Raw genomic sequence first — 26,903 nt, forward strand, 5'->3', positions numbered from 1 at the left:
CGCCGGCCCACGTTCACAAGGACCGAATCTCCATGCACCACATCCATGCCATGAAGACCACCACACCGACGACTTTCGCCATGCGCCGTGCGCCACTGGTCGCCTCGCTGGCCCTCGCCGTGTTCCTTACCGGTTGTGGCGCCGTCAAGCCCAAGCCGCTAACCCATGACGAGGTCGCCACGCGGGTCAAGAACGACCAGCAGGCGATGTACAAGGACCAGGAGCCGATCGGCGCTCCGCTGACCTTGTCCGACGTCATGGCGCGGTCGCTCAAGTACAACCTCGACTATCGGCTCAAGCTGATGGAGACCGCGCTGTCGCGCGGCCTGCTCGACGTCTCCCAGCTCGACATGCTGCCCAAGCTGACCGCCGACGCCGGCTACCGCTGGCGCAGCAACGACTCCGGTGGCACCAGCATCGGCATCGAGGACCGCATCGTCAGCCTGCGTCCCTCCACGTCCGAAGAGCGCGTGCATTACCTCGCCGACGCGACGCTGTCGTGGGACGTGCTCGACTTCGGCCTGAGCTACTACCGGGCGAAGCAGCAGGCCGACGACGTCAACGTCACCGACGAGCGCCGCCGCAAGGTCCTGCAGAACATCGTGCAGGACGTGCGCGACGCCTACTGGCGTGCGCTCGGTGCGCAGCGCCTGCTCGGCGAGACCCAGGTGCTGGCCGACAACATTCAGGCCGCGCTGGAGAAGACCCGCCAGGCCGAGCGTGCCGGCGTCCTGCCGCCGGTCGAAGGGCTGGAATACCAGCGCGCGTTGCTCGACGCCATGACCCTGGTGAACGAGAAGCGCCAGGAGATGGAGTTCGCACGGCGCGAACTGGCCGCCCTGATGAACCTGGCACCCGGCACGCAGTTCACGCTGGCCGACGCCACCGAGACGGGGCTCTCCCAGGTTCCGTCCAACCTCGACCAGCTGGAACAGATGGCACTGGAGCAGCGCCCGGAGCTGCGCGAGGAAGACTACAAGGCGCGCATCGACGCGATCGAGACCAAGAAGCAGATCGCCGCGCTGTTCCCGAACCTCAACCTGTTCGGCGGCATCGGCTATGACTCCAACAGCTACCTGTACAACGAGAACTGGACGCAGGGCGGCATCAGCATGTCGATGAACCTGATCCGCCTCGCCGGGCTGCCCGCGATCAAGCGCACCAACGAAGCGCGGATGAAGGTGGACGACGCCCGCCGCATGGCGCTCAGCATGGCCGTGCTGACCCAGGTGCGTGTCTCGGTGGAGCGCTACAAGCTGGCCGTCTACGATCACCAGCTCGCCCAGGAATCCGCGCAGGTGGACCAGCGTCTCGCGAGCGTGGCCCGCGCCGGCTCCAACAACCAGCTCACCAGCGAACTGGAAACGCTGCGCACGCAGGCGCGCTCGATGGTCTCGCGCTTCCAGGAGGCTTCGTCTTATGCGGCGGCACAGTCGGCATATGGCCGCGTGCTCAACTCCGTTGGCATCGACCTGATGCCGGAGCAGGTCGCGGGCAGCGACGTGCCGACCCTGTCCAAGGCGATTCAGGCCAGCCTGGTCGACGGTGAGAAGCACGTGTTCACGCAGTCCGCCGACGCCGTGGCGGTGGACCGGCCGATCCAGCTCAGCGTGACCGGCCTGCCGGCGCGCGTGGATGGCGTGGCGGTGCGCGACGCCGTGGGCAAGGTGATGACCGGCAACCGGCTGGCCCTTGGCAACGGTGCCGACAGCCTCGCCATGGAACTGCATTACAGCGCCACGCCCAGCAAGGCGGCGACGCGCGCGCAGTGGGACGTGACGGTGCAGGACACGGCCGGCAAGCGCCTGCTGACGCAGAGCTACCGCAGCTTCCTTCCCGATGACGCCAGCACACGTTCGGTGATCGCCCTGGCCGAAGCCGCCGCGCTCTCGGTGATGGCGGAAGTGCGTCGCCTGGCGGCCGCACCGGAAACGGCGGCCACGGCCCGGCCATGAAGGACGCAACGATGATTCCGAAGGCGATGACGTTCGCCGCCTTCAGCGCCGTACTCGCATTGGGGTTGCCTTGCGCTGTCTCCGCGCAGGCTCAATCCGCGCCGACGGCGGCGTCGACCCAGGCGCCCGTGCGCTTCCTCGTGGTGGCGGACCGGGAAAGCCCGTTGTCCGCCGTGGCCGGCGGACGCGTCGCGCGCGTCTACGTGCAGTTGGGCGATACCGTCGCGAAGGGCAAGGTGCTGGCTTCGCTCGATTGCAGCGACGTGGATGCCCGGCGTGCGGCCGCCGACGCCGAATACAAGGCGGCGCAGCTGCGCTACGAGGCGAAGGCGAAGTTGCAGGGCCTGCAGTCGGCCGCCGCGCTGGAAGTCGAACTCACCGCCGCCGACGTCAATCGCACGCGCAGCCAGATGCGCATCTTCGACGCGCAACTGGCGCAGTGCCGCTTCGTGGCGCCGTTCGACGGCCGCGTGGCGCGCATCCACGTGAAGGAAGGGCAGGGCGTGTCGCCGGGTGCCCCTGTGATCGAACTGGTCGGTACCGGCACGCCGAAGGCGCGGCTGAACGTGCCGTCCAGCTGGATCGGCTGGCTCAAGCCGGGCGCACATCTGGATGCCGCCGTCGACGAGACCGGCGAACACCATCCGCTCACCGTGACGCGCCTCAGCGGCCGGGTGGACGCGGTGAGCCAGACCATCGAGATCGAAGCCGATTTCGAAGGCGATACGAGCCGCGTCCTGCCGGGCATGAGCGGCCGGGCGACGCCGGCGAAGAGCGCCGGGCAGGGCTGAAACGATGAATCCCCAGGACAACCCCGGCGCCAGCGCGTCGTCGCGCTTCTATGCGCTCGCCGCACGCGCCGAGGGCGCCGCGACCGCGGCCGAGCTAGGCTTCGTCGCATGCAACGAGACGCGCAGCCTGGTCGACTACCGGCAGGCCGCCCTGCTGGCGATGCCGCCGGGACGGAGTCCGCGGCTTGCAGCCCATTCCGGGCTGGCCGAACCCGATTCCAATACGCCTTACGCGCTGTGGTTGTCCGCCGTTGCACGGCGGATCGCGCCACGTTGTGCCGAGCTGCCCGCGGGTGCCCGCGTCCTGCCGCTTTCGCCCGACATGCTCGGCGAGGAACTGGCCGCGGAGTGGGGCGAATGGTTGCCCGCCCATGTGTGGGTGCTGCCGTTGACGGGCCCGGACCGCAGCGTCGATGCGCTGCTCGTGCTCGCGCGGGACGTGCCTTGGCCCACGACGCTTACGCCGGACAGCGCTGAGTTCGCGCTGCTGCAACTGGTCAACCTCTATGGCTATGCCTGGTGGTCGCTGGTGGCGCGGCCGTCGCGTTGGCGGCGCTGGTGGGAAGCTGCCACCAGCGGACGACGCCTGCGCTATGCGCTGGCCGCGCTACTGGTGGTGCTGCTGATTCCCGTGCGCGAATACACGCTCGTTCCCGCCGAGGTGATTTCCACGCGAAGCCAGGTGATCGCTTCGCCGCGCGAGGGCGTGATCCATCGCATGGCGGTTCTGCCGAACGCGCCGGTGAAGGCGGGGCAGGTCCTCGCCGAACTCGACGATACGACCTTGCGCAACAAGCTCGCCGTCGCGCAGGCCGAACTGGCCACGGCAAGCGTGGAGATGCACCAGGCCGCGCAACAGGCCATCGAGAACCAGAACGCCAAGGCCGACCTGGGCATGGCCGAGGGCAAGTGGCGCGAACGCCAGGTCGACGTCGTCTCGTTGCAGCGGGAGGTGGACAAGCTGGCCATCCGCGCACCGGCCGACGGCGTGTTCGTCTATTCCGATCCGGACGACTGGTCCGGCCGCCCCGTGCAGACGGGTGAGCGCATCGGCCTGCTTGCCGACCCGCATGCGCTGGGCGTGCGCGCGTGGGCCCCGGTGGGCGAACCGACCAACCTGGCCGAGGGCGCTCCCATGACCGTCTTCCTCAAGGTGGCGCCGCTGGACCCTCTCGACGCGAAGCTCGACTATGCCGGTTATCAGCCGGTGGAGGCACCCAACGGGGTCGCCAGCTACGTGCTGCGCGGGACGATCGACGGCACGCCACCCGGCGCGCGTATCGGCTTGCAAGGCACGGCGCGCGTCTCGGGACGCTGGAGCGTGTTCGGCTACCTGATGCTGCGCCGTCCGCTGGCCGCCGTGCGCGCCTGGTGCGGGCTCTGACGATGTCCGCGGTGCCTGCGATGGGTGCAATGGGCGGGGCGCCACCGCCGTGGCCCGCCTTGCGCGACGAGTTGAACATCCATGCCGCCGGGCGCAATCGCGACGGTTCGCCCGCGTGGCACCTGTCCGACCCCGTGCGCAACCAATTCTTCCGCATCGGCTGGCTCGAGTTCGAGTTCCTCCAGCATTGGGCGCTGGGCGATCCGCAGCGAATCGCCGATGCCGTCGCGTCGAGCACCACGATGACGCCGGAAGCCGACGACGTGCTGGAGTTCGCGCGCTTCCTGCAACAGCAACAGCTCACGCGAGGCGCCATACCGAAGCGGGGAACGTCGGCGCTGCATTGGCTGTTGCAGAACTACCTGTTCATCCGCATTCCGCTGGTGCGCCCGGAACGCTTCCTGCGCCGCACGCTGCCCTTCGTCAGCTGGATGTTCGGCATGCGGTTCCTCGTCGCCACGCTGTTCGCGGCCGTGCTCGGCCTTCTGCTGGCGGCACGCCAATGGGATGTCGTGCAGGCCAACCTGCGTGGCGCGATGAGCTGGGACGGTGTCATTGCCTTCGCCGGCGCACTGGTCTTCTCCAAGTGCTGGCACGAGTTCGGCCACGCCTTCATGGCGACGCGGTTCGGCGTGCGCGTGGGACACATGGGCGTGGCATTGCTGGTCATGTGGCCGATGGCGTACACCGATACCGGCGAAAGCTGGAAGCTCGAAGGCTCGCGTCGACGCCTGGCCATCGCGTCGGCCGGCGTCATGGCCGAGCTGGTGCTCGCCGCGTGGTGCACGCTCTTGTGGTCGTTCGCTCCGGAAGGCAACTTCAAGAACGCGCTGTTCTTCCTGGGCACGACGGCCTGGGTGCTCACCCTTGCGGTCAACGCCAGTCCGTTCATGCGCTTCGACGGGTATTTCATCCTCGCCGACGCGCTGGATTATCCCGGCCTGCACGAGCGTGCGGGCCGCTGGGCGAAGCGGTGGGTGCGCCTGCGCCTGCTCGGCATCGAGGATCCGCGGCCGGACGCGGTCTCTCCGCGTTTCGCCGCCTTCCTCACCGTGTTCGCGTTCGCGACCTGGTTATATCGACTGACCCTGTTCGTGGGCATCGCCGTGGTCGTCTACCACGCCTTCTTCAAGGCCCTGGGCCTGATCCTATTCCTGGTGGAAATCGTGACGTTCGTGGTGAGGCCGATGCTCAACGAAGTAAGGATATGGTGGATGCGGCGCGCGGAAATCCGCTGGCCGCGCGTGCGCCGGCGCCTGATCGTCGTGGGCGTGGCCGCGCTGGTCGTGCTGGTGCCCTGGTCGGCAAGCATCACCGCCGAGGGCATCGTTGAGGCGGGGTTCGAACAACCGGTGTTCACCCCCTTCGCCGCGCGGATGGAACGCGTGAGCGTCGCGGACGGCACGCATGTCAAGGCTGGGCAGTTGCTGTTCGAACTCAGCGCACCGACACCGGAAGACGAGCGGGCGAAGGCCGATGCGCTGCGCGACGCTTACGAATCCACGGCGCGCGGTGCCATCGCCCTCGACCGCGATGGCGTGGCCAAGCAGGTCGTGGCAGAGCGCATGGCCGACCAGTACGACGTGCAGCGTCGCGCCAGCACGTCGGAATTGCATCGCCTTCGCCTCACGGCCAGCGAGGATGGCATCGTGCGCGACCTCGATCCGGCGTTGCAGGCGGGCAGCTGGGTATCGCCCGGCTCGCGCATCGCCACCGTCGTGGGCGGTACGCGCTGGAGGGCGGAGGTGCTCGTATCGGAGGCGGATCGGGCCCGGCTCGTTCCCGGTGCCTCCGCCACCGTCTATCCGCATGGACATTGGCAACCACTGCATGGCCGCGTGGTGGCCGTGGACGATGGTGCGCTCGAACACCTGCCCAGCCTGTTGCTGGCGAAGAACCACGGCGGGCCGATCCCGCTCAATCCGACGGCGCCGGCCAAGGAGCTGCGCCCGGCGACCGTCTGGTACCGGGTGCGCGTGGAAGGTGAGGGCTTGTCCGCTCCGCTGGCCGCCGAACAAGGTGTCAGCGTGCGCATGCAAGGACGCCGCGAAAGCCTGGCCCGGCGCTGGATCGACAGTGCGCTGCTGATCCTTCTGCAACAGACGGGACTGGGCAAGGAAGGCTGAGCCGGGTTGTCGCTCCCTGCCTCCGAACCGCTACTATCGGGCTCGGTCATCACGGGGGAACGGGATGCGCGCATGGATATGGGTGGCGGGCGTGGCGGCGACGATGGGTACCGGCCTCCATGCGCGGACGGTGCCCGATCCGGCTCCGGTCGAAGCGAGGGTGCCATGGGCGCCCACCGTATTCACGGGCAGTGACGGCGCGCGGCACGCCGCCTACGAGCTGCACCTGACCAATTTCTACGGTGACACCGGCCCGTTGACCCTCGACGACCTGGACGTCTTCGCCGACGATTCGCCCCGGCCCTTGCTACACCTGGACAGTGCTGGTCTGGCCGCCGTCGCCAAGCCCGTGCCGAAGGAAGGTGCCGCCGCCGTCGTCGATCCCGGCAAGCGCGGTATCGTCTATCTATGGCTCACGCTTCCCACGGGAACGCCGGTGCCGAAGCAACTGCGACATCACGTGGACATGACGGCGAACGGCCACGCCTACGCGGTGGACGGCGTCGAGGTGGCGGTGTCGCCGACGGCGGTGCCGGTGATCGGTGCGCCGCTTCGTGGCGGCCGTTGGCTGGCCCATGAAGGCCCGGGCGCATTCCGCTCGCATCACTGGGGCAGCATGGTCGCGATCAACGGCAGCCTGACCGTACCGCAGCGCTACGCGATCGACTTCGTCGGCGTGGACGCTTCGGGACGTGCGATCAAGGCCAGCGTGAAGGACCTGCAGGCGACACGCTATGCGGACTGGATCGGCTACGGCGCGGAGGTCATCGCCGTCGCGGATGGCGTCGTCGCGGGCGCGAGGGATGGCGAGGAAGAACATGCGCCGCTGAAGCCGCAACCCGAACCGGCCTCGCTCACCACCGACGGCCTGTTCGGTAACTACGTGGTGTTGTCGATCGGGCCCGGGCAGTACGCCGGTTACGCCCACCTTGCCAAGGGCAGCGTGCGGGTGAAGAAGGGCGACCGCGTGCGCCGTGGCCAGGTGATCGGGCGGTTGGGGCAGTCAGGCAATTCCGCCGCGCCGCACCTGCATTTCCAGCTCGCGAACGCACCGGAATTCCAGGGCTCCGAGGGCATTCCCTATGTCTTCGACCGGATCGATCTCTACGGTGAGGAGCGCGAGGCGCAGCTGTTCGGGCAGGGCGATCCGTGGAAGGCGGCGCCGCCGAGCCATCGCCAGGCGCAGTTGCCGCTCGACGGTATCGTGGTGGGCTTTCCGGACAAATAATTCAACGACGCGTCGCAAACACCCCATCCAAGGCCAGCTGCGCCTTGAACCCGGCGTGTTCGAGCCGTTTCGCGACTTCGCGTGGCACGTCGCGGCCACTGGTCAGCTTGTTGGGACTGCCCGTGTAATGGAACAGGCGGCCACCGCGGCGCAGGACGCGGGCGAGCTGGGTGTAGAACGCTTGCGAGTACAACTCGCCGGCGATGCCGAAGCGCGGTGGGTCGTGCAAGAGCGCGTCCACCGACGCGTCGGGCACCTGGAGGATCGCCTGGGTGACGTCGCCATGGCCGAGCTGCAGCCTGCCTCCGGCATCGGCGCTGTCCGGATCGGGAGACCACGGGTTGAGCGTGCGCAACCAGAGCACGTCCGGGTTCTTCTCGAAGGAAAGCACCCGTGCCGCGCTGGCTTCCAGGCAGCAGGCGGCGAAGTAGCCGAGGCCGCCGCAGGTGTCGAGCACCACCTTGCCACGCGGCTCCACCAGCGCCACCTTGCGTCGCGCATCGTCGATCGGCGATTCCTTCGAGGTGGGCAGCATCTTGATGCCATCGATCTCGAAGGTGGGCGCGCCCCATTCGGTGGGCACCAGCTTGATGAGCGACCCTGAAAAACGCGATACCGGCTCGAAACCCCGGCCATCCCAGTAGTAGATCGTGCGGTCCTTGAGGCGCGCGGGATACGGATAGCGCGCATCATGCCATTGCCAGGCGTCCGCGTGCAGGGACGCCTGGGTTTCCGAGCGGCCCAGGTCCAGCGACCCCGTCCATTCGTCCGCGCCAGCGTCACGCGAGACCGTCAGGGCCTCGGCGACAGGGCGGGTAAGCAGCGGACCGGCGTAATGCGACACGAAGGGAATCTCCTGGCTCCGCGGCGATACGGCGGGCTGGAACGATAGGCAATCGCCGTGGAAATGTCACTCGCTGGCTCACTGCGCGTAGTGGGTGAAGACGTAGTCGTGGTCGCGCACGAGCGCCTGATGGCAGGCGAAGCAGGTGCGGTGCTGGGCTTCGTCGACCGCCTTGCCATCGACGAAACGCCCGAATCCCCACCCGCCGGTGGACGCGTATTTTTTGCTGTCTTTCACCATGACCTGTACGGTCGTCGCCGCGCCGGGCACGGTTGCCGAGGCGAACTCCTTCGAGGGCGTTCGCTTCCAGGCCAGCTTCACCAGGATCGTTCCATCGGGGAAAGGCAGGTCCGCATGGCGATAGGCGTCCGCCGCCTTCGGGTTGCCGACGACGGCGCGCAACTCGTTGAGCGGCGCGTCCTCCAGGGCGGGGGCGATCAATTCCCATTGCCGGTATCCCGCCGGAATGGTGACCCCGTAGATGGGCGATGCCGAGAGCGGCTTCGCGTCCTCCTCCGCTCCCGATACTTCCACCAGGGCGAACAAGGCGATGAGCGCGAAGACACACGACAGGAGATAAACGGACTTCATGCGATAGCTCCGGGCATGCCTCAGGATCGGGCCACGTCGATCACCGCCTTGGCGAAGGCCTGCGGCGCTTCCTGCGGAAGATTGTGGCCGACGCCACCGTCGATCAGGCGATGCTCGTACTTGCCCGAGAAACGTTTCGCATACGCGGACGGGTCGGGATGCGGCGCGCCGTTGGCGTCGCCTTCCATGGTGATCGTCGGAACGCCGATGGACGGGAAGGTCGCCAGCTTCGCTTCGAGCGCGTCATAGCGTGCTTCGCCTTTCGCCGCGCCGAGACGCCAACGGTAGTTGTGGATCGAGATGGCGACATGGTCGGGGTTGTCGAACGCGCTGGCCGAGCGCTGGAATGTCGCGTCGTCGAAGTGCCACTTCGGTGAGGCCTGTTCCCAGATGAGGTGCGCGAAGTCGTGCGTGTACTTCGCGTAACCGGCCTCGCCGCGTTCGGTGGCGAAGTAGAACTGGTACCACCAGTTCAGCTCGGCCTTCGGCGGCAACGGTGCGCGGTTCTGTTCCTGGCTGCCGATCAGGTAGCCGCTCACGGACACGAGGGCCTTGCACCGTTCCGGCCAGAGCGCGGCGACGATGCACGCGGTGCGGGCACCCCAGTCGAAACCGGCCACCACGGCCTTGTCGATCTTCAGCGCGTCCATCAGGTCGATCACGTCCTGCGCGAGCGCGGCTTGCTGGCCGTTGCGCGGCGTGTCGGCCGAGAGGAAACGTGTCGTGCCATAGCCACGAAGGTAGGGAACGATGACGCGGTATCCGGCGGCCGCGAGGATCGGTGCCACCTCGACGAAACTGTGGATGTCGTAGGGCCAACCATGCAGGAGGATGACCGGCGTGCCGTTCGCCGGACCGTCCTCGGCATAACCGACGTCGAGGCTGCCGGCCTTGATCTGCTTCAGCGTCTTGAAGGAAGTCACGTTGCCTCCGGAGGTGGTTTTCTTCTCAGGCGCCACCGGCGCCGCATGGGCGGCCGACATCACCGTCGAGGTGTTCAGCACGAATGGCGCGGCGGCGATTCCCCACGCGGTGGCACCCAGCCACCTGCGCCTCTTATGGTCGACGGCTTCCGTCATGGCACTACTCCGGGCAGATTACGTGGCCACACCATTGCGGCCATGCGTCGCTTTAATGTAATCGGCCTCGGTGAGATTGATTGCAGCCACTTCCGGTGTATTTGAATCAGCGTGTAACGGCTTGGCCGACTGATACATTGCGTTACAAAAAACAGCGGCCGTGACGGAGGCCGACCGTATCCGCAACCTGGTGGGAGCCGACCTTGTCGGCGATCCCGCGGCAGCGGGCCGGGTCGAGGCAAGCACCCATCGCCGACAAGCCGGCTTCCACAAGAGCCGTTCCATTTCCACCATTGACGCGGTCGGCGTGGACGCCCAGCATGCGTATCAGGGGGCGGCGGCATCGGTGTGTACCCACCTACGGACAACCTGTTCCCGATCGGTGTCGCCATGAACAAGAACCTCACCATCCGCGACGTGCACAGGCCGAGGGCCGGAATGGCTGAACAGGAAACACACCGCACGCTAGGTGAAGCCGGCTTCCGGCGCGAAGCCGCGCACGCCTTGAGCACGCCACTGGGAAGCCTGCTGTTGCGGGCGGAACTGATCGACCACTACCTGCGCCAGGACAAGGTCCCGCAAGCGCGCGAGGCGGTGACAGCGTTGCTTCGCGACTTCGACGCCTTCGGCCGCCGCTTCCGTTCGGCCTTCGCCGCGATGGCGGACATCGCCGAGGAAGGTTCGGAACCTGGTAATCCGCGCGAGTGCCTTGCGGAGGCCCTGGTGGAAATGCGCGACGAAGCCGTCGCCGTCGGTTACCGCGGGCTCGCGCCATCCGTGGCGATGCCGGCGGCTGCCTTGACGGCGCTGATGCGGCGTCTCGTCTTGCTGGCCGCGGAGACGCACGCCAGCGATGTGACGCTTAGCGGTACGCGGTCCGGCGACCAGTGTCTGCTTTCGCTGACAGGCGTGGGCGGCGATTCGGTAGCGGAAGAAAGACAACCCTTCGAATCCGAGCGTAGCCTTCACCTGTGGACGGCCAGGGAAATCGTCGCCCGCCATGGCGGCCGCCTGGTGGCCGCGGAAACCAGCGATACCATCGTCCGGGTCATCCTGCCGATCGTCTAGGTTCCTGCGGATGAGGACCGTCTGGCGACATGGAGCGGGGCTGTGTGCGAGGCATTCACGCGACGCATCTGATCGCGTGACAAACCGGGCCCTAGCATGCGTGCTTTCCAACCAGCGCGGAGATCACCATGGCGGTAAAGACGATCGAAGACCTCTTCATTCATGAGCTCTCGGATATCTACAGCGCGGAGAAACAACTGACCAAGGCATTGCCGCGCCTTGCCCGCGCCGCTACGGCGCCCGAGCTGAAACAGGCATTCGAGACCCACCTGGAGGAAACCCAGGGACAGGTGGAACGCATCGACCAGATCGTCGAGGCGCTCGGCATCCGGCTCAAACGCATCAAGTGCGCGGCGATGGAAGGCCTCGTGGAGGAAGGCAAGGAAGTGATCGAGGAAGTCGACGCCGGCGCATTGCGCGACGCGGCCCTCATCGGCGGTGCGCAAAAGGTCGAGCATTACGAGATCGCCTCGTACGGCACGCTTTCGGCGATCGCGAAGCAACTCGGTTACAAGGACGCGTTGCCCTTGCTGCAGGCCACGCTCAAGGAAGAAAAGGCGACCGATGAGAAGCTGACGATATTGGCCGACCAAGTGGGAAACCAGCGCGCCGCCGAGAAATCGAAAGCGGCCTGAGCCATTGGAACGTCATGACGCCCCGCGGTGCTCCCAAGGGAGGCCGCGGAAGCGTCAGCGGCACCGATATGGGTGGCGGCGACCATTACCTCGTACTCAACGGCAGCGTGCGAATTGTCCTACTATTGCGCGATGAATACATCGCAGTCACAGCGTGGACGGCTCGCGTGCGTCGGCATGGGCATGACCCTTGGTTCCCATCTGACGCCGTTGGCCCGCAGCCATATCGAGCAGGCCGACGTGGTGTTCGCGGCGCTGTCCGACGGCATCGTGGAGGCGTGGCTGCAACGCATGCATGGCGATGTGCGCAGCCTGCAGCCGTACTACCGGGAAGGCAAGTCGCGCATGACGACCTACCGTCAATGGGTCGACCTGATGATGACCGAAGTGAGGGCCGGCAAGCGTGTCTGCGGCGTCTTCTATGGCCATCCGGGGATCTTCGCCTGGTCGCCGCACAAGGCGGTCGAGGTCGCCCGGGCGGAGGGCTTCGCGGCGCACATGGAGCCCGGCATCTCGGCCGAGGACTGCCTCTATGCGGATCTAGGCATCGACCCGGGTCGTTTCGGCTGCCAGCACTTCGAGGCCAGCCAGTTATTGTTCTATGAGCGCCGCATCGATCCCACGGGCTACCTGGTGCTATGGCAGGTAGGTGTCGTCGGCGACAGGTCGCTGGCACGGCTTCGCACGGACGGGGCGTACCGGCAAGTACTCGTGGATGTGCTGGGCCACGACTACCCGCTGGACCACGAAATCATCGTCTACCGCGCAGCGACACTGCCCATCCAGAAGCCGGGTATCCGCCGCATCCTCCTGCGCGACCTGCCGCACGTTCCCCTGGCTCCCGAGGAAACGGTGGTCCTTCCGCCGGCCGCCGCCTTGAAGGCGAACCTCGCCATCCGGGAGCGGCTGGCCGTCCTGGACGCATCGGCCGAGCGGTAAGGACACGATTATTCGCGAAAGCCTGGAAGATACGGGGAATGCGTAAAGAACCTAAAGAAATGCCGGGAGATGCCGTCAAGGTGTGAAAGTGCTCGCAGGGAGCAGGGGGTAATACCATGTCGGATACGATCGAATTGCTGGAGGCCATCGGCCGCGACGCATCGCTGCGCCACATATCGGCGGAGGAGCTGGCCGACCTCCTGCGGCGGGTCCAGGCGAGCGAGGCACTCACGAAGACCGTGGTTTCGGGCGATCGATCGTGGCTGTCCGAGGAGTTCGGAACCATCCTTATGCACACGACGCACATCTCCCAGATCCCCGCCCATGAGGACGACGAGGACGAGGACGACAAGCCGGACCACGACGAGGACGGCAAGGAGCACGAGAACGAGTCGCCGTGCCCTCCGGCGGAGCAGCCGTAGCGATGTGGGCATGCGCCGGGCGATAAGCCGCTCCCGGTCATGCGCGATCGGCGTCGCGCTGGTCTGGTGCGTGCTGGTGTCGCCAGGCCTGGCCACGGCATCCATAGCCGATCCGGCGGCGTTCCTCGAGCAGACGGAAGCCCTGCGCACGAAGGACCATTCACGATTCGTCGAGAGGCTGCGACAGGTACGTCGTGAAGGCCCTTCGCTGAGCACGCCGCAGCAATGGCATCTGCGCTATCTCGACGCATGGGAAACCATGTTCGAGGGTGACTACTCGCGGTCCGAGGCTCAACTGCGCGACATCATCGGCCATTCCGGCGATGTCACGCTCGCCGCCAAGGCATCGGCATTGCTCCTGAGCAACCTGGGCGCCAATCGACGGTACGACGAGGCCTTCGCGCTCGCCAATCACCTGGTGGACGACCTGCCGCGGATCGACGATCCGCTGGCCCGCTCGATGGTGTTGATGAACCTGTCGCAGATGTTCAACCTGGCCGGCCAGACCGACCTCGCCATCCAGTATGCCGGCATGATGGAAAGCGCCGTGCCCCCCGGCGAAACCCTGTGTTATCCCTTCTCCATGCGGGCCGCGGCGCTTAACAATACCGGACGCCTGACCTCGTCCAGTCCTGAACTGACGAAGGCCATCGATGCCTGCGTCACCGCCGGGCAGCCGATCCTGGCCAATACCATGTGGCTCGTCCTCGGCGACCGCTTCATCGACGAAGGGCAGCCGCGCAAGACCCTGGCCCTCCTCGAACGGATCGAACCGAGCATTCGCGCCAGCGATTACTACGCCCACTTGTTGTCCTCGCAGGTGCAACGGGCCAGGGCGAACGAGAAACTCGGCAACGTGGAGGGTGCCAGGAAGGCGGCGCTCGCCGCCCTGGCAATGGGTGACGACACCGAGATGAACGAGTGGATGAGGGACGCCTATGGGGTGCTTTACCGGATCGAGAAGGGACAAGGCCACGCGTCGGCCGCGCTTTCGTATTACGAACGCTATGTCGCCCAGGACAAGGGCTATCTGGACGACATCACGGCGAGGGACGTCGCGTTTGAACTGAGCAGACAACATCTGCTCGCGCAAAAGCTCGAGACGGAGCGGCTCGCCAGACAGAACAGTGTCCTCCGCCTGCAGAAGGCGCTGGAGACCAAGGCGGTCGAGACCAGCCGGTTATATATCGTCCTGCTACTGCTGTTCCTGGCGTCCGTGGTGTTCTGGCTGTTGCGGACCAAGCGCTCGCAACTCCGCTTCAAGAAGCTGTCCTGGCACGACGGCTTGACCGGTATCTTCAACCGCCAGCATTTCATGAACGAGGCCGAACGTATCCTGCGTTCGCTGGAGAAGCGCACGGGCGACGCCTGCCTGGTCTTCATCGACCTGGATCATTTCAAGCAGATCAACGATACGCATGGCCATGCCATGGGCGATCTCGTGCTCAAACATGCGGTGGCCATTTGCGGCCAACAATTGCGCCCCGGTGATGTGTTCGGCCGCCTGGGCGGTGAGGAATTCGGCATGTTGCTCGTCGGGTGTCCCGGGGAGCGGGGCATGCTCGTCGCCGACCACATCCGCATGGCGATCGAAGCGTCGCCGGTCATCGAGGAAGGCTGTGTCGTGTCGTTCTCCACGAGTGTCGGCCTTGCCGCCACCGGGACGTGCGGCTACGAACTGCAACGGCTGTGCCGGGAAGCGGACATGGCCCTTTACAAGGCAAAACGTGCCGGACGCAACCGGGTGATGGCGGATACGTCCGGCAGCCTCGCCGAATCCTAGGCGATCAGAGGTCGAACGAGGCCGAGACGTAGAACGTGCGCGGCGCGCCCTGGGTGAGGTAGCCGCCGTTGGCGGAGGCCCAGTAGCCCTTGTTGGTCACGTTCTGCACCGTGAGGCGGAAGGTCACCGGCACGCCCTCGAGGTGCGTGGTGGTGCGGGCGCCAAGGTCGTAGGTCGTCCACGCGGGTACGTCCATCGTGTTGGCGGTATCCAGGTACTGCTTGCCCGTGCGCACGGCGCGGGCGCTGACGGTGACATCCGGCGTGTTCGGTATATCCCACTCCACGCCCGCATTGGCCTGGAAGCGCGGTACGCCGATGCCATCGTTGCCATCGTTCAGGCCGTCCTGGGTCTTCACCAGTTCGGGCTTGATGTAGTTGGCGCCGCCCAGCACGCGCACGCCGTCGACCGGCTGGCCGAAGAAGCTCCACTCGATGCCACGGTTACGCTGCTCGCCATCCACCACGAAGGTGTTGGCACCGTTGACATAGGCGCTGGGCTGCTTGATCTGGAACAGGTCCAGGCTGCTGCCGATCGTGCCCGCGTCCCACTTCACGCCGATCTCGTTCTGCTTGGACTTGTAGGGGGCGAAGACCTGGCCGGCATTGGTGACCGGCCGGTTGTCGAAGGTCTCCGGAGCCTGGTCGCCCTGGGTCAGCGCCTCGATGTGGTTGGCGTAGATCGACCACTGGTCGGCAAGGCGGAAGTTCACGCCGGCGACGGGGCTGGTCGTGTATCGCTCGTATTCGGAGTTCTTCGCGCCATCGACACCGTCGACCGCATAGGCATAGCCGATGGTGTGCAGTTTCTGGCGGCGGGCGCCGAGCGTCACCTGCAGGCGGTCGTCCATGAAACCGAGCGTGTCGGACACGGCGATGCTGCGCAGCTGCGTGCGGCCGGTGATGCCGGGATCGCTGATCGGGCCGACGTTGTAGGCGAAGTCGGGTACCGGCGCATAGGTGGGCGAGTAGATGTTGGTATGGATCGGATCGAGTGAACCGGCATACGCGGCCTTCTTGCGGAAGCTCAACGCCGAGAAGCCGACGTTCACCCGGTGGGTGACCTCGCCGGTGTCGAAGTGCGCGTTGAAGCCGGCTTCGCCCGTGGCGGTGTCCGCGACGTACGGCACGGTGAAACGCGTTTCGGTCGCGTTGCCCGCGGTATCCACGAGCGTCGGGCTGACGTAGTCGCCGAACTCGTTGCCATGATGCGCGCCCGCCGCCACGTAACCCGTGAGCCACGGGGTGAAATCATATTCGGCGCGGACCACGCCGAAGGTATCCTCCAGCGAGGAGTTGGACCAGGGCTGGGCGTAGTTGGTCTTTGCGGACGGTGCGCGTGGCACGCGGTCGAGGCCGCTGGCATAGACCACGGCGCGACCACCGGTGATCACCTGTTTCTGGTAGCCGATGTCGGTGGTGATGCGCAGCTTCTCACCCTGGTAGTCGAAGGCGACCGAGGCCGCGGTAACGCGGCGCTGCTCACCGTCGATGGCGGTGTTGCCGTCACGGTGGACGGCATTCACACGCACGCCGAACGCGTCGCCGGCACCGAAGCGGCGGCCGATGTCCACGCTGCCGCCCACCTGGCTGTCGCTGCCCCAATCCAGGCCGACGCGGGTGATCGGCTGCGCTTCCGCGCGCTTGGGTGCGATGTTGATGTTGCCGCCGACGCCGGAGCCTCCGGGACTGATGCCGTTGAGGAACGCGCTGGCCCCCTTGAACACCTCCACGCGGCTGACCAGTTCCGGTGCCAGCAACTGGCGGGGCAGCAGACCGTAGAGTCCATCGAACGCGATGTCGTCGCTATAGACCTGGAAGCCTCGGATGGTGAAGGTCTGCGAGAAATTGCCGTAGCCGAAGCCGGTACGCACGGCGGGATCGTTGGAGACCACGTCGCCGAGGGTGCGCGCCTGCTGGTTGCGGATCAGCGTGTCGGTGTAGCTGGTGATCGCAAAGGGGACATTCATGGCGTCCTGGTTCCCCAGCACGCCGAAACGTCCACCGCGGGCGACCTGGCCACCGGCGTATGCCGCGGTGGGCGCGGCGACGTTGGCCTCCACCTGCACCCCGGACAAGGTGGTGCTGTTGTCACGCGCCTTCTGCTGCGCATCGGTGTCGTCGGCGGCATGGGCCGAGGGCATGAGCAGAAGGAGGCCGGCGAGGGCGGCCGAGACGGAGAGGGCGAGGACGTGACGGCGGAACGGGACGGTGGACATGGAACTCCCAGCGGACATCGAGTGCGTGAATGCGAATGGAAATGAGAACCGATCTCAAGTATGACGCATTCTTCACGTGCTGCAAAGCAGCGCGATGTCGCGGGAAGCTGCTCCTTAACCCATGGGGCGCAACGTCCCCGGGGTTTATCCAGTCCGGCGGTCGCTTCAGAAGAACTTGTAGTTGAAGCTCACCGTGAAACTGCTCGGCGGGGCGTAGTAGAGGTTGCTGAACTCGTCGAGCACGAAGTATTTCCGGTTCAGGAGGTTGTCCGCGTTCACCTGCACCGACGCCTGCTTGCCGATGGCGTAGCGGGCCATCGCGCCGAGCAGCATCACCGAGGACTGGTCGAGCCGTTGCGGACCGCTCGGACCATCGACCTGGGCATGGCTGGCCGATTGCCAGTTGGCGCCGCCGCCGATCGTCAGGCGGTTCCATGCGCCGGGCAGGCGATAAGTGGTGAACAGGCGGATCAGGGTGCGCGGCAGCGCCGTACGCAACGCACCGCCGTTCCGCGGTGCCTTCACGTTGAAATGCGACCAGCCGAAGGTGCCGTTCCAGGACTCGGACATGTCGCCCGAGACTTCGAGTTCATAGCCGCGCGACGTGGTGCCGTTCACCGCGTCGTATGCCTGCGTCCTGCCATCGGGCAGGTACTCGCCCACCGCCGCCTCGGCCACGTTGTCCTGGCGGGTTTCGAACAGGGTCAGGGAGGTGTTCAATGCGCCGTCGACATGACGGCCCTTGATACCGACCTCGCGGCTGCTGCCGAGCACGGGGTCGAGGAAGCTGCCGTCGGCGCGGCGGTTGCCTTGAGGATCGAAGATCTGCGTATAGCTCGCGAACGCCGAGTACGTGTCGTCGATGTCGTAGATCAGGCCGGCGTAAGGCACCGTCTTCGTATGCTCGTGGTGATACACGCCGCTGGTGCTGTCGTTGGTGTCGTTCTTCCAGCGGCTGTAGCGGGCGCCCAGGACCAGTTTCAGGGGATCGGCCAGCGACAGGCGCGTCGCGGCATAGATGCCACCCTGATCGGTATGCGTGGCGCTGTACGGTGTCTTGTCCACCGCGAAGTCGGGATAGGGATAGCGGCCGTTCCACTGCAGGAAGTCGCCGACGTCCGGGAGGTCGCCATGCTCGCGTTCCCACGAATCCTGGGTGTAGTGCGAACCGCTGACGCCGACCACGAGCTCGTGCTCCCGGCCCCAGGCCTGGAAAGGACCGGACGCGTACACGTCGAGCAGGTTCTGCCGGCCGGCGTCGGTGCCCCGGTAGGCATAAGGCGTGATGCCCTCGCCGGTTTCACGGTTCGGAAACCCATAGACGTAGAACAGCGCGTCGTCGCCATCGGTTTCACGGCGGCTGGCCATGACACGCAACTGCCACCCGTTGTCGAAGTTGTGCTTGAGATCGGCGAAGGCGGTCCGGGTCGTGTTGTCCCAGTAGGTCCAATCGGCCGCGCTGGTGAACCCGCGTGGCCATTCGATGAAACCGCCGGTGTCGTCGAAGACGGGGTAGGAGCCCCAGGTGACGCCCTTGGGGGTGGTGCGCTGGTAGTCGAAGCCGAGGCTGAGCACCGTATCGGTGCCCAGGTCGGCATCGACGACGCCGTAGAACACGCTCTTCTTGGTGCTGTAGCGGTCGAGGTACGAATCGCCGTCCTCGTAGGCGGCCACCACGCGGCCACGTACGCTGCCGGAGGCATTCAGGGGCGCGGAGATGTCGAACGTGCCTCGGCGCGTATCCCACGAGCCATAGCTGAGGTAGGCGTCCGCCTGGAGCGTACGGCTGTCGGCACGCTTGCGGACGAAGTTGATCATGGCCGACGGACTGCCCGCGCCGCTCATGAGGCCGGTGGCGCCGCGTACCACTTCGACGCGTTCGTAGATGGCGGTATCCAGGCTGCCGTCGGCGGAGCTGGAGTTGAGGCCGGCGGCGATGGGCACGCCGTCATAAGCCATGTTCTCGATCTGGAAACCACGCGCATAGAACACCACGCGCTCGGTGTCGTAGGCACTCGACGAAACGCCCGTGGTGTTGTCCAGCACCTCGCGCACATTGGTGAGGTTCTGGTCCTCGATGCGCTGTTCGGTGACGATGCTGATCGATTGCGGCGTGTCCTGCGGCGTCAACGACAGGCGCGTGGCGGCGGAGCTCTGTTCGGCGGCGTAGGTGGGCGCACGCTGGCCCTTGACGGCGACGGCATCGAGCGTGGTGGCGGCATCCGGGGTGGTCGCCGCCGATTGCGCGAAGGCGCCGAGAGGCAACGCAGCGGACAGGCAAACGGCGAGCAAGGCCGGCCGCGGCCGATGGGAGTGGGTCGGGAACATGATGGTAGCCCCTAGGCATTGGACGAAGGGCACCGATGGGGCCCGCGTGGTTCAGGCGACTGGCTCGCTAGGGGCTGGCTGGTCGTATCGCGGCGGTATTCTACATAATTCGTGTACGCTTCACCCCATGGCACTCAAATCGACGGTCTTCAAGGCCGACCTGCAGGTCAGCGACATGGACCGGCATTACTACCAGGCTCACGCGCTGACCATCGCCCAGCATCCCTCCGAAACCGACGAGCGGATGATGGTCCGGGTGCTCGCGTTCGCGCTGAATGCGGATGACGCATTGGTCTTCGGCAAGGGGCTCAGCTCCGACGATGAGCCGGACTTGTGGCGCAAGGAGCTGACCGGTGAAGTCGACGTTTGGATCGAGATCGGCCAACCGGACGAACAGCGCATCCGCCGCGCCGCGGGCCGCTCGAAGCGCGTGATCGTCTATACCTATAGCGGGCGCAGCGCCGAGGTGTGGTGGAAGAAGACATCCGCCGCCGTCGCGCGCACGAAGAACGTCTCGGTGATCGATGTCGCACCGTCCACCGTGGAAGCGCTTGCCGCGTTGACGCAGCGCTCGATGCAGATCCAGTTCATGGTGCAGGATGGCCAGGCCCAGGTCATCGGTGGTGACACCGTGGTTCCGGTCGAGCTGACCACACTGGCCTGACGCGGCACGCCGCGTGGATTCGCCCGCGGTCGGTATACCCTGCTAATACCTATGGCGTAATGCTTCGTCGAGAAGCCCTTGCTAAGCTCGCGAGCGCCGCCAGCCGCTCACGGACCAGCGGATTCACGAACCACGGAACCTGTCCATTCCCACTGCGTTCTCGCCTCGTCGCGCAGAACCATCGGAGGAGTGTCGTCATGTCTTCAGAGTTCGCTTCATTCGGTCGTTGGCATTTCCTCACCGCATCCGCCTTCGTCGGCGCGACAAGCATCTTCCTGCCGTCGACGGCACACGCAGCGACCGCGCCACCCGGACAAAGCACACCCGTTACTGTGACCGGCGGCGCCGCCAGCGCAGGCGTGGTTTCCAGTGCGATCGGAGCCGCCGTCGCGGCCGCGCAAACAGGCGACGACGCGTCGATCCGGCCCTTCCCTAAAGTGCACATCGCCGACGAAACCCTCGCGGACCTGCGCCGGCGGATCGCCGCGACCAAGTGGCCGAAGAAGGAGACGGTGACGGACGCGACACAAGGCGTGCAACTGGCCACCATGCAGAAGCTGGCCGCGTACTGGCAGTCCGATTACGACTGGCGCAAGGTGGAAGCGAGATTGAACGCCTTGCCGCAATTCGTGACCACCATCGATGGCGTGGACATCCATTTCATCCATGTCCGTTCGAAGAACAAGAACGCGTTGCCGATCATCATCACCCATGGGTGGCCGGGCTCGATCATCGAGCAGCTGAAGATCATCGACCCGCTGACCAACCCCACGGCGCATGGGGGGAGCGCGTCGGATGCGTTCGACGTGGTGATTCCCTCGCTGCCGGGTTACGGCTTCTCCGGACAGCCGGCGACCACCGGTTGGGACCCCCAGCACATCGCCCGGGCGTGGACCGTGCTGATGAAACGGCTTGGCTATAGACACTTCGTCGCCCAAGGCGGTGACTGGGGCGATGCCGTGTCGGAGCAGATGGCGGTGCAGGCGCCGCCGGAACTGTTGGCCATCCACACCAACATGCCGGCCACCGTGCCGGACGACATCGCCAAGGCGCTTTCAGCGGGAGGACCGCCGCCGGCAGGCCTGTCCGCCGAAGAAAAGAGCGCGTACGAGCAACTCGACTTCTTCTACAAGCATGGCCTCGGCTACGCCCAGGAGATGACGAATCGCCCGCAAACCCTGTATGCCATCGAGGATTCGCCGGTGGGTCTCGCCGCCTGGATGCTCGATCACGATGCGCGCAGCTACGAGTTGATCACCCGGGTATTCGATGGGCAGGCCGAAGGCATGACACGTGACGATATCCTCGACAACGTGACCCTTTACTGGCTCACGAACACGGCCGTGTCCTCGGCCCGCCTGTACTGGGAAAACAAGCTCGCCTTCTTCGAGCCGAAGCACCTCACGATCCCCGTGGCGGTAAGCGTCTTTCCCGATGAAATCTATGCGGCGCCGAAGAGCTGGGCGGAGAAGGCGTTTCCGAAGCTCATTCACTACAACCGGTTGAGCAAGGGTGGGCATTTCGCCGCCTGGGAGCAGCCCGCGATGTTCGTCCAGGAACTGAGGGCATCGTTCAAGTCCGTCCGCCAGGACGGCGCACGATAACGGCCAGCTGGCGGGACACCCAGGACAGCGCGACGCAGGTGAATCCCGCCAGCATCCAGCCCGACGCAGGCTCACCGGGCTGCTGGAATACCTGCCAGTAACGCGCCCCGTAAACCACGGCGGCGGCGACCAGCGCGACGGCGAACATGGCCAGGAGCACCCCGGAGAGCGGTCGCTCGATGCCGCCTTCGTGGCGGGCGACGTGAGCCGCGGCCCGGGCGACGAAGTCGCCTGGCGGGGCACCGACAGGATGGGATATCACGGCGTTGGCTACCTTGCGGTAGTCGAGGGCGAGCGGATCGAGGTCGGACGGGGCCTGTCCACGCGCCGCGCGCATGCCGCGTTCCTGTGCTTCCCACTCTCGTTCGTCATTCATGCTCGTACTCCCATGCGCGATTCCAGTATCTCCCGCAGCATCCGGCGGCTGCGGAAAAGATGGCTCTTGATGGTGCCCTCGGCCATGCCGGTCACCCGCGCGATCTCGCCGATCGGCATGTCTTCCAGATGGTAAAGCGTCAGCAGCGTCCGCTGCACCGGCGGCAGGGAGTCGATGGCCGCATGCAATCGCGCGCCCATCTCCTCGTCGGCCACGGAAGCCTCCAGGTCGAACCCGTCGCCGATCCGCTCCGCCAGGGAGTTTCCCTCCTCGTCGCCCGACGCCTCGACCAGCGGAATCCGCTTGCGCTCCAGGTGCCGCTTGGCCACCGAATACGCCACCTGCGCGATCCATGACTTCAAGGCGCTCTCGCCGCGGTATTGGTGCAGCGACTGGTGTATGCGAAGGAAGACGTCCTGGCAAAGCTCCCGGGTGTCGTCCGGGTGCCTGACCATGCGGTCCACCACGTGCCAGCACAGGTTCTGGTACTCGCGCACCAGCCGTTCGAACGCCCCGGGCTTGCCGGACAGGACGTCGCCGGCCAGCACAAGGTCGGTGGCGATCGCATCGGCGAGGGGAGGGGGCTGGATGGACATTCTCCTATAGGGATACGTCGGGCAGGCCATCGGTTGCAATCGATTTGCTGCAACCGGTGGCTTTCGCGCCGTATCTCCTTGGGTGTACCCATCCCACAGGACATCCGAACCATGGACTTCACGCTCCTTATCCCGATCACCCTGTTCGTCTGCATCGCCTATTCGGTGAAGGTCGTCGTCGACGCCTATACCCGTCGCCGGATCGTCGAGTCGCGAGGATCCGAAGACATGGTCCGTTCGCTGCTCGAAGGTGAGGCCGCACGGCGGCGCCATGCCTCGTTGCATTGGGGCTGCGTCCTCGTCGCCCTCGCGCTCGGCTTCGGCCTCGTCGAGGCGACTGGCGTGGACCATGCGACGCCCGGCGTCATCGGCTTGCTTCTCGGTGCCACGGGCCTGGGCAACGTCGCCTATTACGTTTTCGAGCGCCGCGGGTCCAAGGCCAACGCATGAACCGCTTCCTGGCGCTCGGTTCCCTGTTGCTGGCCGCCACGCCACTCGCGTCGCGGGCCGGTCCGCCGCCCGATTTCGCTCCGTTGGCGGCTTTCATCCAGCAGACGAAAGACGCGACCACGTTGCCCTCCGGAACGGCCATCGCCGTCATCAAGAACGGCAAGGTCGTCTACGAAGGCTATTTCGGATACTCGGACATCCAGGCGCGGACGCCGGTCACTCGTGACACGGTGTTCTATATCGCCTCGGCGACCAAGCCGTTCTTCGCCTTGAACGCACTGCTCCAGGAAGATGCCGGCCGGTTGGACATGCGCATGTCGCTACACGACATGTTTCCCGAAGGACGCTTCACGGGCATCGACGCCAACGCGGTGACCGTGAAGGATCTCCTGGTGCATACCTCGGGAGTGGACAACCAACCCCTGGTCTGGGCGACGGCATACAGCGGTATCCATGACGAGCATTCGCTTCTGGGGCTGGTGTCCGCGTCTTATCCCGATGAGAAGGCGGCACGCGGAACCTTCAAATACACCAACGTCGGATACAACATCCTGAGTGTCTGGCTCGACCGCCGTGGGCCGGTGCCGTGGCAGGAGCAGCTGGAACGGAGTGTCCTGCGTCCACTGGGCATGCGGCGGACCTCGGCCTCCATCGGCAAGGCCGAGGCCGCGGGCTGGGCGCTGGCCAAGCCCTATTCGTTCGCCAGTGCCCGGCCGCGCCAGCCGTTGCCTATCGCCAAGTCGGACGCGACCATGCACGCGGCGGGTGGCCTGGTGTCCACCGCGCCGGACCTCGCGAAGTTCCTGATCGCGGAACTCGCATCGGGCCAGCGGCAGGCGATACCACGGAAGGTGATCCGCCGGTCGCACGAACCACAGGTCGCTTTGACGGCGAAGTACATGGATTTCCAGCGTACGGGCTACGCCTGGGGCTGGTACACCGGCGAGTACAAGGGAAGGACGATGCTGCATCATTTCGGTGGATTCGCCGGGTTCCATGCGCATCTGTCTTTCATGCCGGACGAAGGCATCGCGCTGGTCGTGCTCAACAACGAGGATGTCCTTGGCGCGCAGATGACCAGCCTCATCGCCGACTACGTCTACGGCAGCCTGCTAGGCGAGCCGGATGTCGCATCGACGGTGTCGCGGCGGTTCGACGCATTGCGGACGAAAGCGGCGGAGGCATCCCCCATGGCGGCTCGCCAGAGGGAGGCGATCCAGGCGCGCGCCTGGGCGTTGTCCCGGCCGCGAACGGAGTATGCAGGCACCTATTCGAACGAGCTGTCGGGGGACATGACCGTCCACCTGGACGAAGACAGGGGCATGGTGATCCGCTGGGGCAACGTGCAGGCCGTCGCCACCGGTGGAGAAGCACCGGATCGGGTCCGCGTGGCGTTCGCGCCCAACTCAGGCGACTTCCTCGACTTCCGCACGGAGAACGGGGTGGTCACCGCCATCTCGTTCGAGCGGATGGTCTTCAGGAAGTCGCCCGGGGAAGGGTAGGCGCGCTACCCGGCGAATCCGCCACCGTCGAGGTAGGCCTGTTCCTCCGGCGTTGTCTCCCGTCCCAATTCACGATTGCGGTGAGGGAAACGGCCGAAGCGCTCGACGATGTCATGGTGGACCTTTGCATACGGTACGTACGTGCCTCCCAGCTTGCCGAACAGTTGCAGGGACAGCCGCTGATCGCCCGCGTCTTCGGAATGTTCGAACGGCAGGTAGCAGAAGGCCCGCAGGTCCGCGTCGACCGCGCCATCGAAGCCGCGCTGGAGCATGTGCCGCGCCACGAACCGGGCGAGCGGGTCGGTGGCATACATATGCGCGCAACCGCGAAAGGCATTGCGTGGAAACTGGTCGAGCAGGATCAGCAGGGCGAGGCAGCCATCGGCGCTGTCGAGCCACGCGTCCAGTTCACGCCGCGCCGCCGCCATGTGCGCCGCGAGGAAGTGATCGCGGAAGACCCGGTCGAAAACGGCATCGCTGGTGAACCAGCGGTCGTAGCCGGCGTCGCGCCAGAAACGCAGGACGCGTTCCGGTGTTTCCGGCGGAGCCAGGGCGGGAAGGGGGTCGGTCATGTCGGTCACCTGCTGTGGAGCATGGAAGCTTACCGATAAATTGGCGAAGTTGACTCGCGACTGTTGCGCCCCGGGCAACGCCATGTGTACGCTCGCGCATGTACCGTGTCTTCCGTTAACGACCTAGCATCCCGGAATCGTAAGCAAGCAGCCGGGAGAGATCGATGAACGAGTCGTTCGCCAAAGACATAGCACCACTTTTTACCGATGGCGATACCCGGTGCATGGGAGGCATGGGCGTCAGGCTGCGCGAATTCGATTATATGGCCGACCCGAGGGGCGACGCCGTGTATCCGGATCATGCGAATGCGCGCCATGTCCTTGCCCGTTTGAAGGGCACCGAGACGCCACGCATGCCGCCAGGAGGTGAACCGTGGGACGACGACAAGATCGGGCAGTTCGAGTCCTGGATGCGGGCATGGTTGCCGTGAGGAATACGGGTGACTGATACCGTCGTTTCCCAACCCGTTACCGCGAAGCTCACCCACGCCGCGATCTTCCTGGTCGTGACGCTAGGCCCCGACCCGGGAGGCGACGAGGCCGTGCGCGAACTCTGCGGCGACATGGCCTCCCTGCTGCGCGGGATCGGTTTTCGCCATCCCGACCGCCGTCTCTCCTGCGTCATGGGCTTCGGCTCCGCGGCATGGGATCGCCTGTTCGGCACGCCGCGCCCCGCGTCGTTGCACCCTTTCCGGGAGCTCCAGGGCGTACACCACGCACCGTCGACACCCGGCGACCTCCTGTTCCATATCCGGGCGACGCATATGGATCTTTGCTTCGAACTGGCCAGCGAGGTGATGTCGAGGATCGGCTCCCACGTGACCACGGTGGACGAGGTGCACGGCTTCAAGTACTTCGACGAGCGTGACCTGCTGGGCTTCGTCGATGGTACGGAAAACCCGGTGGGCCAGGATGCGGCCACCGCGACCATGATCGGCGAGGAAGATCCGGCGTTCACCGGCGGAAGCTATGTCATCGTGCAGAAATACCTGCACGACCTGAAGGCATGGAATGCGATTCCCGTGGAGCGACAGGAGAAGATCATCGGCCGCCGCAAGCTCTCCGATGTCGAGCTGAGGGAGGCCGACAAGCCTTCCTACGCACACAATGTGCTGACGAACATCGAGGAAAACGGTGAGCAGCTGCAGATCGTGCGCGACAACATGCCTTTCGGTGAAGTGGGAAAGGGCGAGTTCGGCACCTATTTCATCGGCTACGCGCGTTCGCCCGCCCGCATCGAGCGGATGCTGGTCAACATGTTCATCGGCAATCCGCCCGGCAACCACGATCGCATCCTGGATGTGAGCAAGGCGGTGACGGGCACGTTGTTCTTCGTGCCGTCGGCGACGTTCCTCGCAAGCGTAGTCCCGCCTCCCCCTACGGCAGGCCCTTGAGGTACGCGGCGAGCACCACGGCGTGGTTGATGGCGGGGTCGTGGGCACCGTAGAGCAGGGTGGCGTGACGGCCATGCAGTTCGGCAAGCAAGGCCATCGGCGCCGGGCTGGCCGCCAGTTCCTTCCGATAGGATTCGGCGAACGGTTCGAACCGCTCCGGTTTGTGGTCGAACCACTTCCTCAGGTCCGGGCTCGGGGCGATGTCCTTGGCCCAGATGTCGATCGCCGCGCGCTCCTTGGTCATCCCGCGTGGCCATAGCCGATCGACCAGCACGCGGATGCCGTCGGCCTCCGCGGGTGCTTCGTAGACTCGTTTTATGGTCAGGCCTGGCTTGCGCATCGACGTATCCTCTT

At 65.8% G+C, this 26,903-nt stretch carries 25 protein-coding genes; 16 read left to right on the top strand and 9 right to left on the bottom strand.

The window, feature by feature from the left end; translation table 11 throughout:
* Positions 1-32 precede the first annotated feature (32 nt).
* From J2T07_RS01610 to J2T07_RS01630, 5 genes are all read left to right on the top strand, one after another.
* Entirely contained in the window at positions 33-1,955 is a 1,923-nt protein-coding gene (locus tag J2T07_RS01610) for a TolC family protein (protein WP_306846811.1), read from the top strand.
* An 11-nt stretch (positions 1,956-1,966) separates the two neighbouring features.
* Positions 1,967-2,746 (top strand): efflux RND transporter periplasmic adaptor subunit, encoded by a 780-nt coding sequence (locus J2T07_RS01615; protein WP_306846812.1) that lies wholly within the window; start codon positions 1,967-1,969, stop codon positions 2,744-2,746.
* Between the two features lie 4 nt (positions 2,747-2,750).
* Positions 2,751-4,130, top strand: coding sequence for an efflux RND transporter periplasmic adaptor subunit (locus J2T07_RS01620; protein ID WP_306846813.1), 1,380 nt, complete (start codon positions 2,751-2,753; stop codon positions 4,128-4,130).
* Positions 4,131-4,132: 2 nt separating this feature from the next.
* Complete coding sequence (locus J2T07_RS01625; RefSeq protein WP_306846814.1) at positions 4,133-6,256, top strand: HlyD family efflux transporter periplasmic adaptor subunit; 2,124 nt, start codon at positions 4,133-4,135, stop codon at positions 6,254-6,256.
* A gap of 64 nt (positions 6,257-6,320) precedes the next feature.
* A complete protein-coding gene (locus J2T07_RS01630; RefSeq protein ID WP_306846815.1) occupies positions 6,321-7,484 on the top strand; it encodes a M23 family metallopeptidase in 1,164 nt (387 codons plus the stop codon).
* Between the two features lies 1 nt (position 7,485).
* Here the strand turns inward: J2T07_RS01630 and J2T07_RS01635 are convergent, their stop codons facing one another.
* The 3 genes from J2T07_RS01635 to J2T07_RS01645 all read right to left on the bottom strand — a co-directional run bounded on the left by J2T07_RS01635 (position 7,486) and on the right by J2T07_RS01645 (position 9,998).
* Positions 7,486-8,328: a class I SAM-dependent methyltransferase gene (locus tag J2T07_RS01635; RefSeq protein WP_306846816.1), complete on the bottom strand. Its 843-nt coding sequence runs from the start codon at positions 8,326-8,328 to the stop codon at positions 7,486-7,488.
* Between the two features lie 78 nt (positions 8,329-8,406).
* On the bottom strand, positions 8,407-8,919 hold the full coding sequence (locus J2T07_RS01640) for a cytochrome P460 family protein (RefSeq protein WP_306846817.1): 513 nt from the start codon (positions 8,917-8,919) through the stop codon (positions 8,407-8,409).
* A 20-nt stretch (positions 8,920-8,939) separates the two neighbouring features.
* Entirely contained in the window at positions 8,940-9,998 is a 1,059-nt protein-coding gene (locus tag J2T07_RS01645) for an alpha/beta fold hydrolase (RefSeq protein ID WP_306846818.1), read from the bottom strand.
* A gap of 390 nt (positions 9,999-10,388) precedes the next feature.
* Here J2T07_RS01645 and J2T07_RS01650 point away from each other — a divergent pair, with 390 nt between their 5' ends.
* From J2T07_RS01650 to J2T07_RS01670, 5 genes are all read left to right on the top strand, one after another.
* Positions 10,389-11,066, top strand: a complete 678-nt coding sequence (locus tag J2T07_RS01650) for a hypothetical protein (RefSeq protein WP_306846819.1) — start codon at positions 10,389-10,391, stop codon at positions 11,064-11,066.
* Between the two features lie 128 nt (positions 11,067-11,194).
* On the top strand, positions 11,195-11,701 hold the full coding sequence (locus tag J2T07_RS01655) for a ferritin-like domain-containing protein (protein WP_306846820.1): 507 nt from the start codon (positions 11,195-11,197) through the stop codon (positions 11,699-11,701).
* 132 nt (positions 11,702-11,833) lie between these two features.
* On the top strand, positions 11,834-12,640 hold the full coding sequence (locus J2T07_RS01660; protein ID WP_306846821.1) for an SAM-dependent methyltransferase: 807 nt from the start codon (positions 11,834-11,836) through the stop codon (positions 12,638-12,640).
* Between the two features lie 116 nt (positions 12,641-12,756).
* Complete coding sequence (locus tag J2T07_RS01665; protein WP_306846822.1) at positions 12,757-13,062, top strand: hypothetical protein; 306 nt, start codon at positions 12,757-12,759, stop codon at positions 13,060-13,062.
* Positions 13,063-13,072: 10 nt separating this feature from the next.
* Entirely contained in the window at positions 13,073-14,845 is a 1,773-nt protein-coding gene (locus tag J2T07_RS01670) for a GGDEF domain-containing protein (protein ID WP_306846823.1), read from the top strand.
* A 4-nt stretch (positions 14,846-14,849) separates the two neighbouring features.
* Here J2T07_RS01670 and J2T07_RS01675 read toward each other — a convergent pair whose 3' ends face one another.
* Both J2T07_RS01675 and J2T07_RS01680 read right to left on the bottom strand, forming a co-directional pair.
* Positions 14,850-17,063 (bottom strand): TonB-dependent receptor, encoded by a 2,214-nt coding sequence (locus tag J2T07_RS01675; protein WP_306846824.1) that lies wholly within the window; start codon positions 17,061-17,063, stop codon positions 14,850-14,852.
* Between the two features lie 165 nt (positions 17,064-17,228).
* Entirely contained in the window at positions 17,229-19,391 is a 2,163-nt protein-coding gene (locus tag J2T07_RS01680) for a TonB-dependent siderophore receptor (RefSeq protein ID WP_306846825.1), read from the bottom strand.
* Between the two features lie 127 nt (positions 19,392-19,518).
* Here J2T07_RS01680 and J2T07_RS01685 point away from each other — a divergent pair, with 127 nt between their 5' ends.
* Positions 19,519-20,055: a YaeQ family protein gene (locus J2T07_RS01685; protein ID WP_306846826.1), complete on the top strand. Its 537-nt coding sequence runs from the start codon at positions 19,519-19,521 to the stop codon at positions 20,053-20,055.
* 197 nt (positions 20,056-20,252) lie between these two features.
* Positions 20,253-21,659, top strand: coding sequence for an epoxide hydrolase family protein (locus tag J2T07_RS01690; protein ID WP_306846827.1), 1,407 nt, complete (start codon positions 20,253-20,255; stop codon positions 21,657-21,659).
* Here the strand turns inward: J2T07_RS01690 and J2T07_RS01695 are convergent.
* Both J2T07_RS01695 and J2T07_RS01700 read right to left on the bottom strand, forming a co-directional pair.
* The gene (locus J2T07_RS01695; RefSeq protein WP_306846828.1) at positions 21,628-22,035 is read right to left on the bottom strand and encodes a hypothetical protein; all 408 of its coding nucleotides are present in this window, start codon (positions 22,033-22,035) and stop codon (positions 21,628-21,630) included. The genes J2T07_RS01690 and J2T07_RS01695 overlap by 32 nt on opposite strands.
* The gene (locus tag J2T07_RS01700) at positions 22,032-22,631 is read right to left on the bottom strand and encodes an RNA polymerase sigma factor (protein ID WP_306846829.1); all 600 of its coding nucleotides are present in this window, start codon (positions 22,629-22,631) and stop codon (positions 22,032-22,034) included. The genes J2T07_RS01695 and J2T07_RS01700 overlap by 4 nt, the downstream gene beginning before the upstream one ends.
* A gap of 111 nt (positions 22,632-22,742) precedes the next feature.
* Between J2T07_RS01700 and J2T07_RS01705 the strand changes: the two genes are divergently transcribed.
* Complete coding sequence (locus J2T07_RS01705; RefSeq protein ID WP_306846830.1) at positions 22,743-23,081, top strand: hypothetical protein; 339 nt, start codon at positions 22,743-22,745, stop codon at positions 23,079-23,081.
* The gene (locus J2T07_RS01710; RefSeq protein ID WP_306846831.1) at positions 23,078-24,583 is read left to right on the top strand and encodes a serine hydrolase domain-containing protein; all 1,506 of its coding nucleotides are present in this window, start codon (positions 23,078-23,080) and stop codon (positions 24,581-24,583) included. The genes J2T07_RS01705 and J2T07_RS01710 overlap by 4 nt, the downstream gene beginning before the upstream one ends.
* Positions 24,584-24,588: 5 nt before the next feature.
* Here J2T07_RS01710 and J2T07_RS01715 read toward each other — a convergent pair whose 3' ends face one another.
* Complete coding sequence (locus tag J2T07_RS01715) at positions 24,589-25,155, bottom strand: DUF924 family protein (protein ID WP_306846832.1); 567 nt, start codon at positions 25,153-25,155, stop codon at positions 24,589-24,591.
* Positions 25,156-25,319: 164 nt separating this feature from the next.
* Here J2T07_RS01715 and J2T07_RS01720 point away from each other — a divergent pair, with 164 nt between their 5' ends.
* Both J2T07_RS01720 and J2T07_RS01725 read left to right on the top strand, forming a co-directional pair.
* Positions 25,320-25,586 carry a hypothetical protein gene (locus tag J2T07_RS01720; RefSeq protein ID WP_306846833.1) on the top strand — a complete coding sequence of 89 codons (267 nt, stop codon included), beginning with the start codon at positions 25,320-25,322 and terminating at the stop codon, positions 25,584-25,586.
* Positions 25,587-25,595: 9 nt separating this feature from the next.
* A complete protein-coding gene (locus tag J2T07_RS01725; RefSeq protein ID WP_306846834.1) occupies positions 25,596-26,549 on the top strand; it encodes a Dyp-type peroxidase in 954 nt (317 codons plus the stop codon).
* On the opposite strand, the gene J2T07_RS01730 is transcribed toward J2T07_RS01725, so the two are convergent.
* On the bottom strand, positions 26,533-26,889 hold the full coding sequence (locus J2T07_RS01730; protein ID WP_306846836.1) for a DUF488 domain-containing protein: 357 nt from the start codon (positions 26,887-26,889) through the stop codon (positions 26,533-26,535). The two genes, J2T07_RS01725 and J2T07_RS01730, sit on opposite strands and share 17 nt — an antisense overlap.
* Positions 26,890-26,903: the final 14 nt, after the last annotated feature.

The organism is Luteibacter jiangsuensis (assembly GCF_030812295.1).
GTDB lineage: Bacteria > Pseudomonadota > Gammaproteobacteria > Xanthomonadales > Rhodanobacteraceae > Luteibacter > Luteibacter jiangsuensis_A.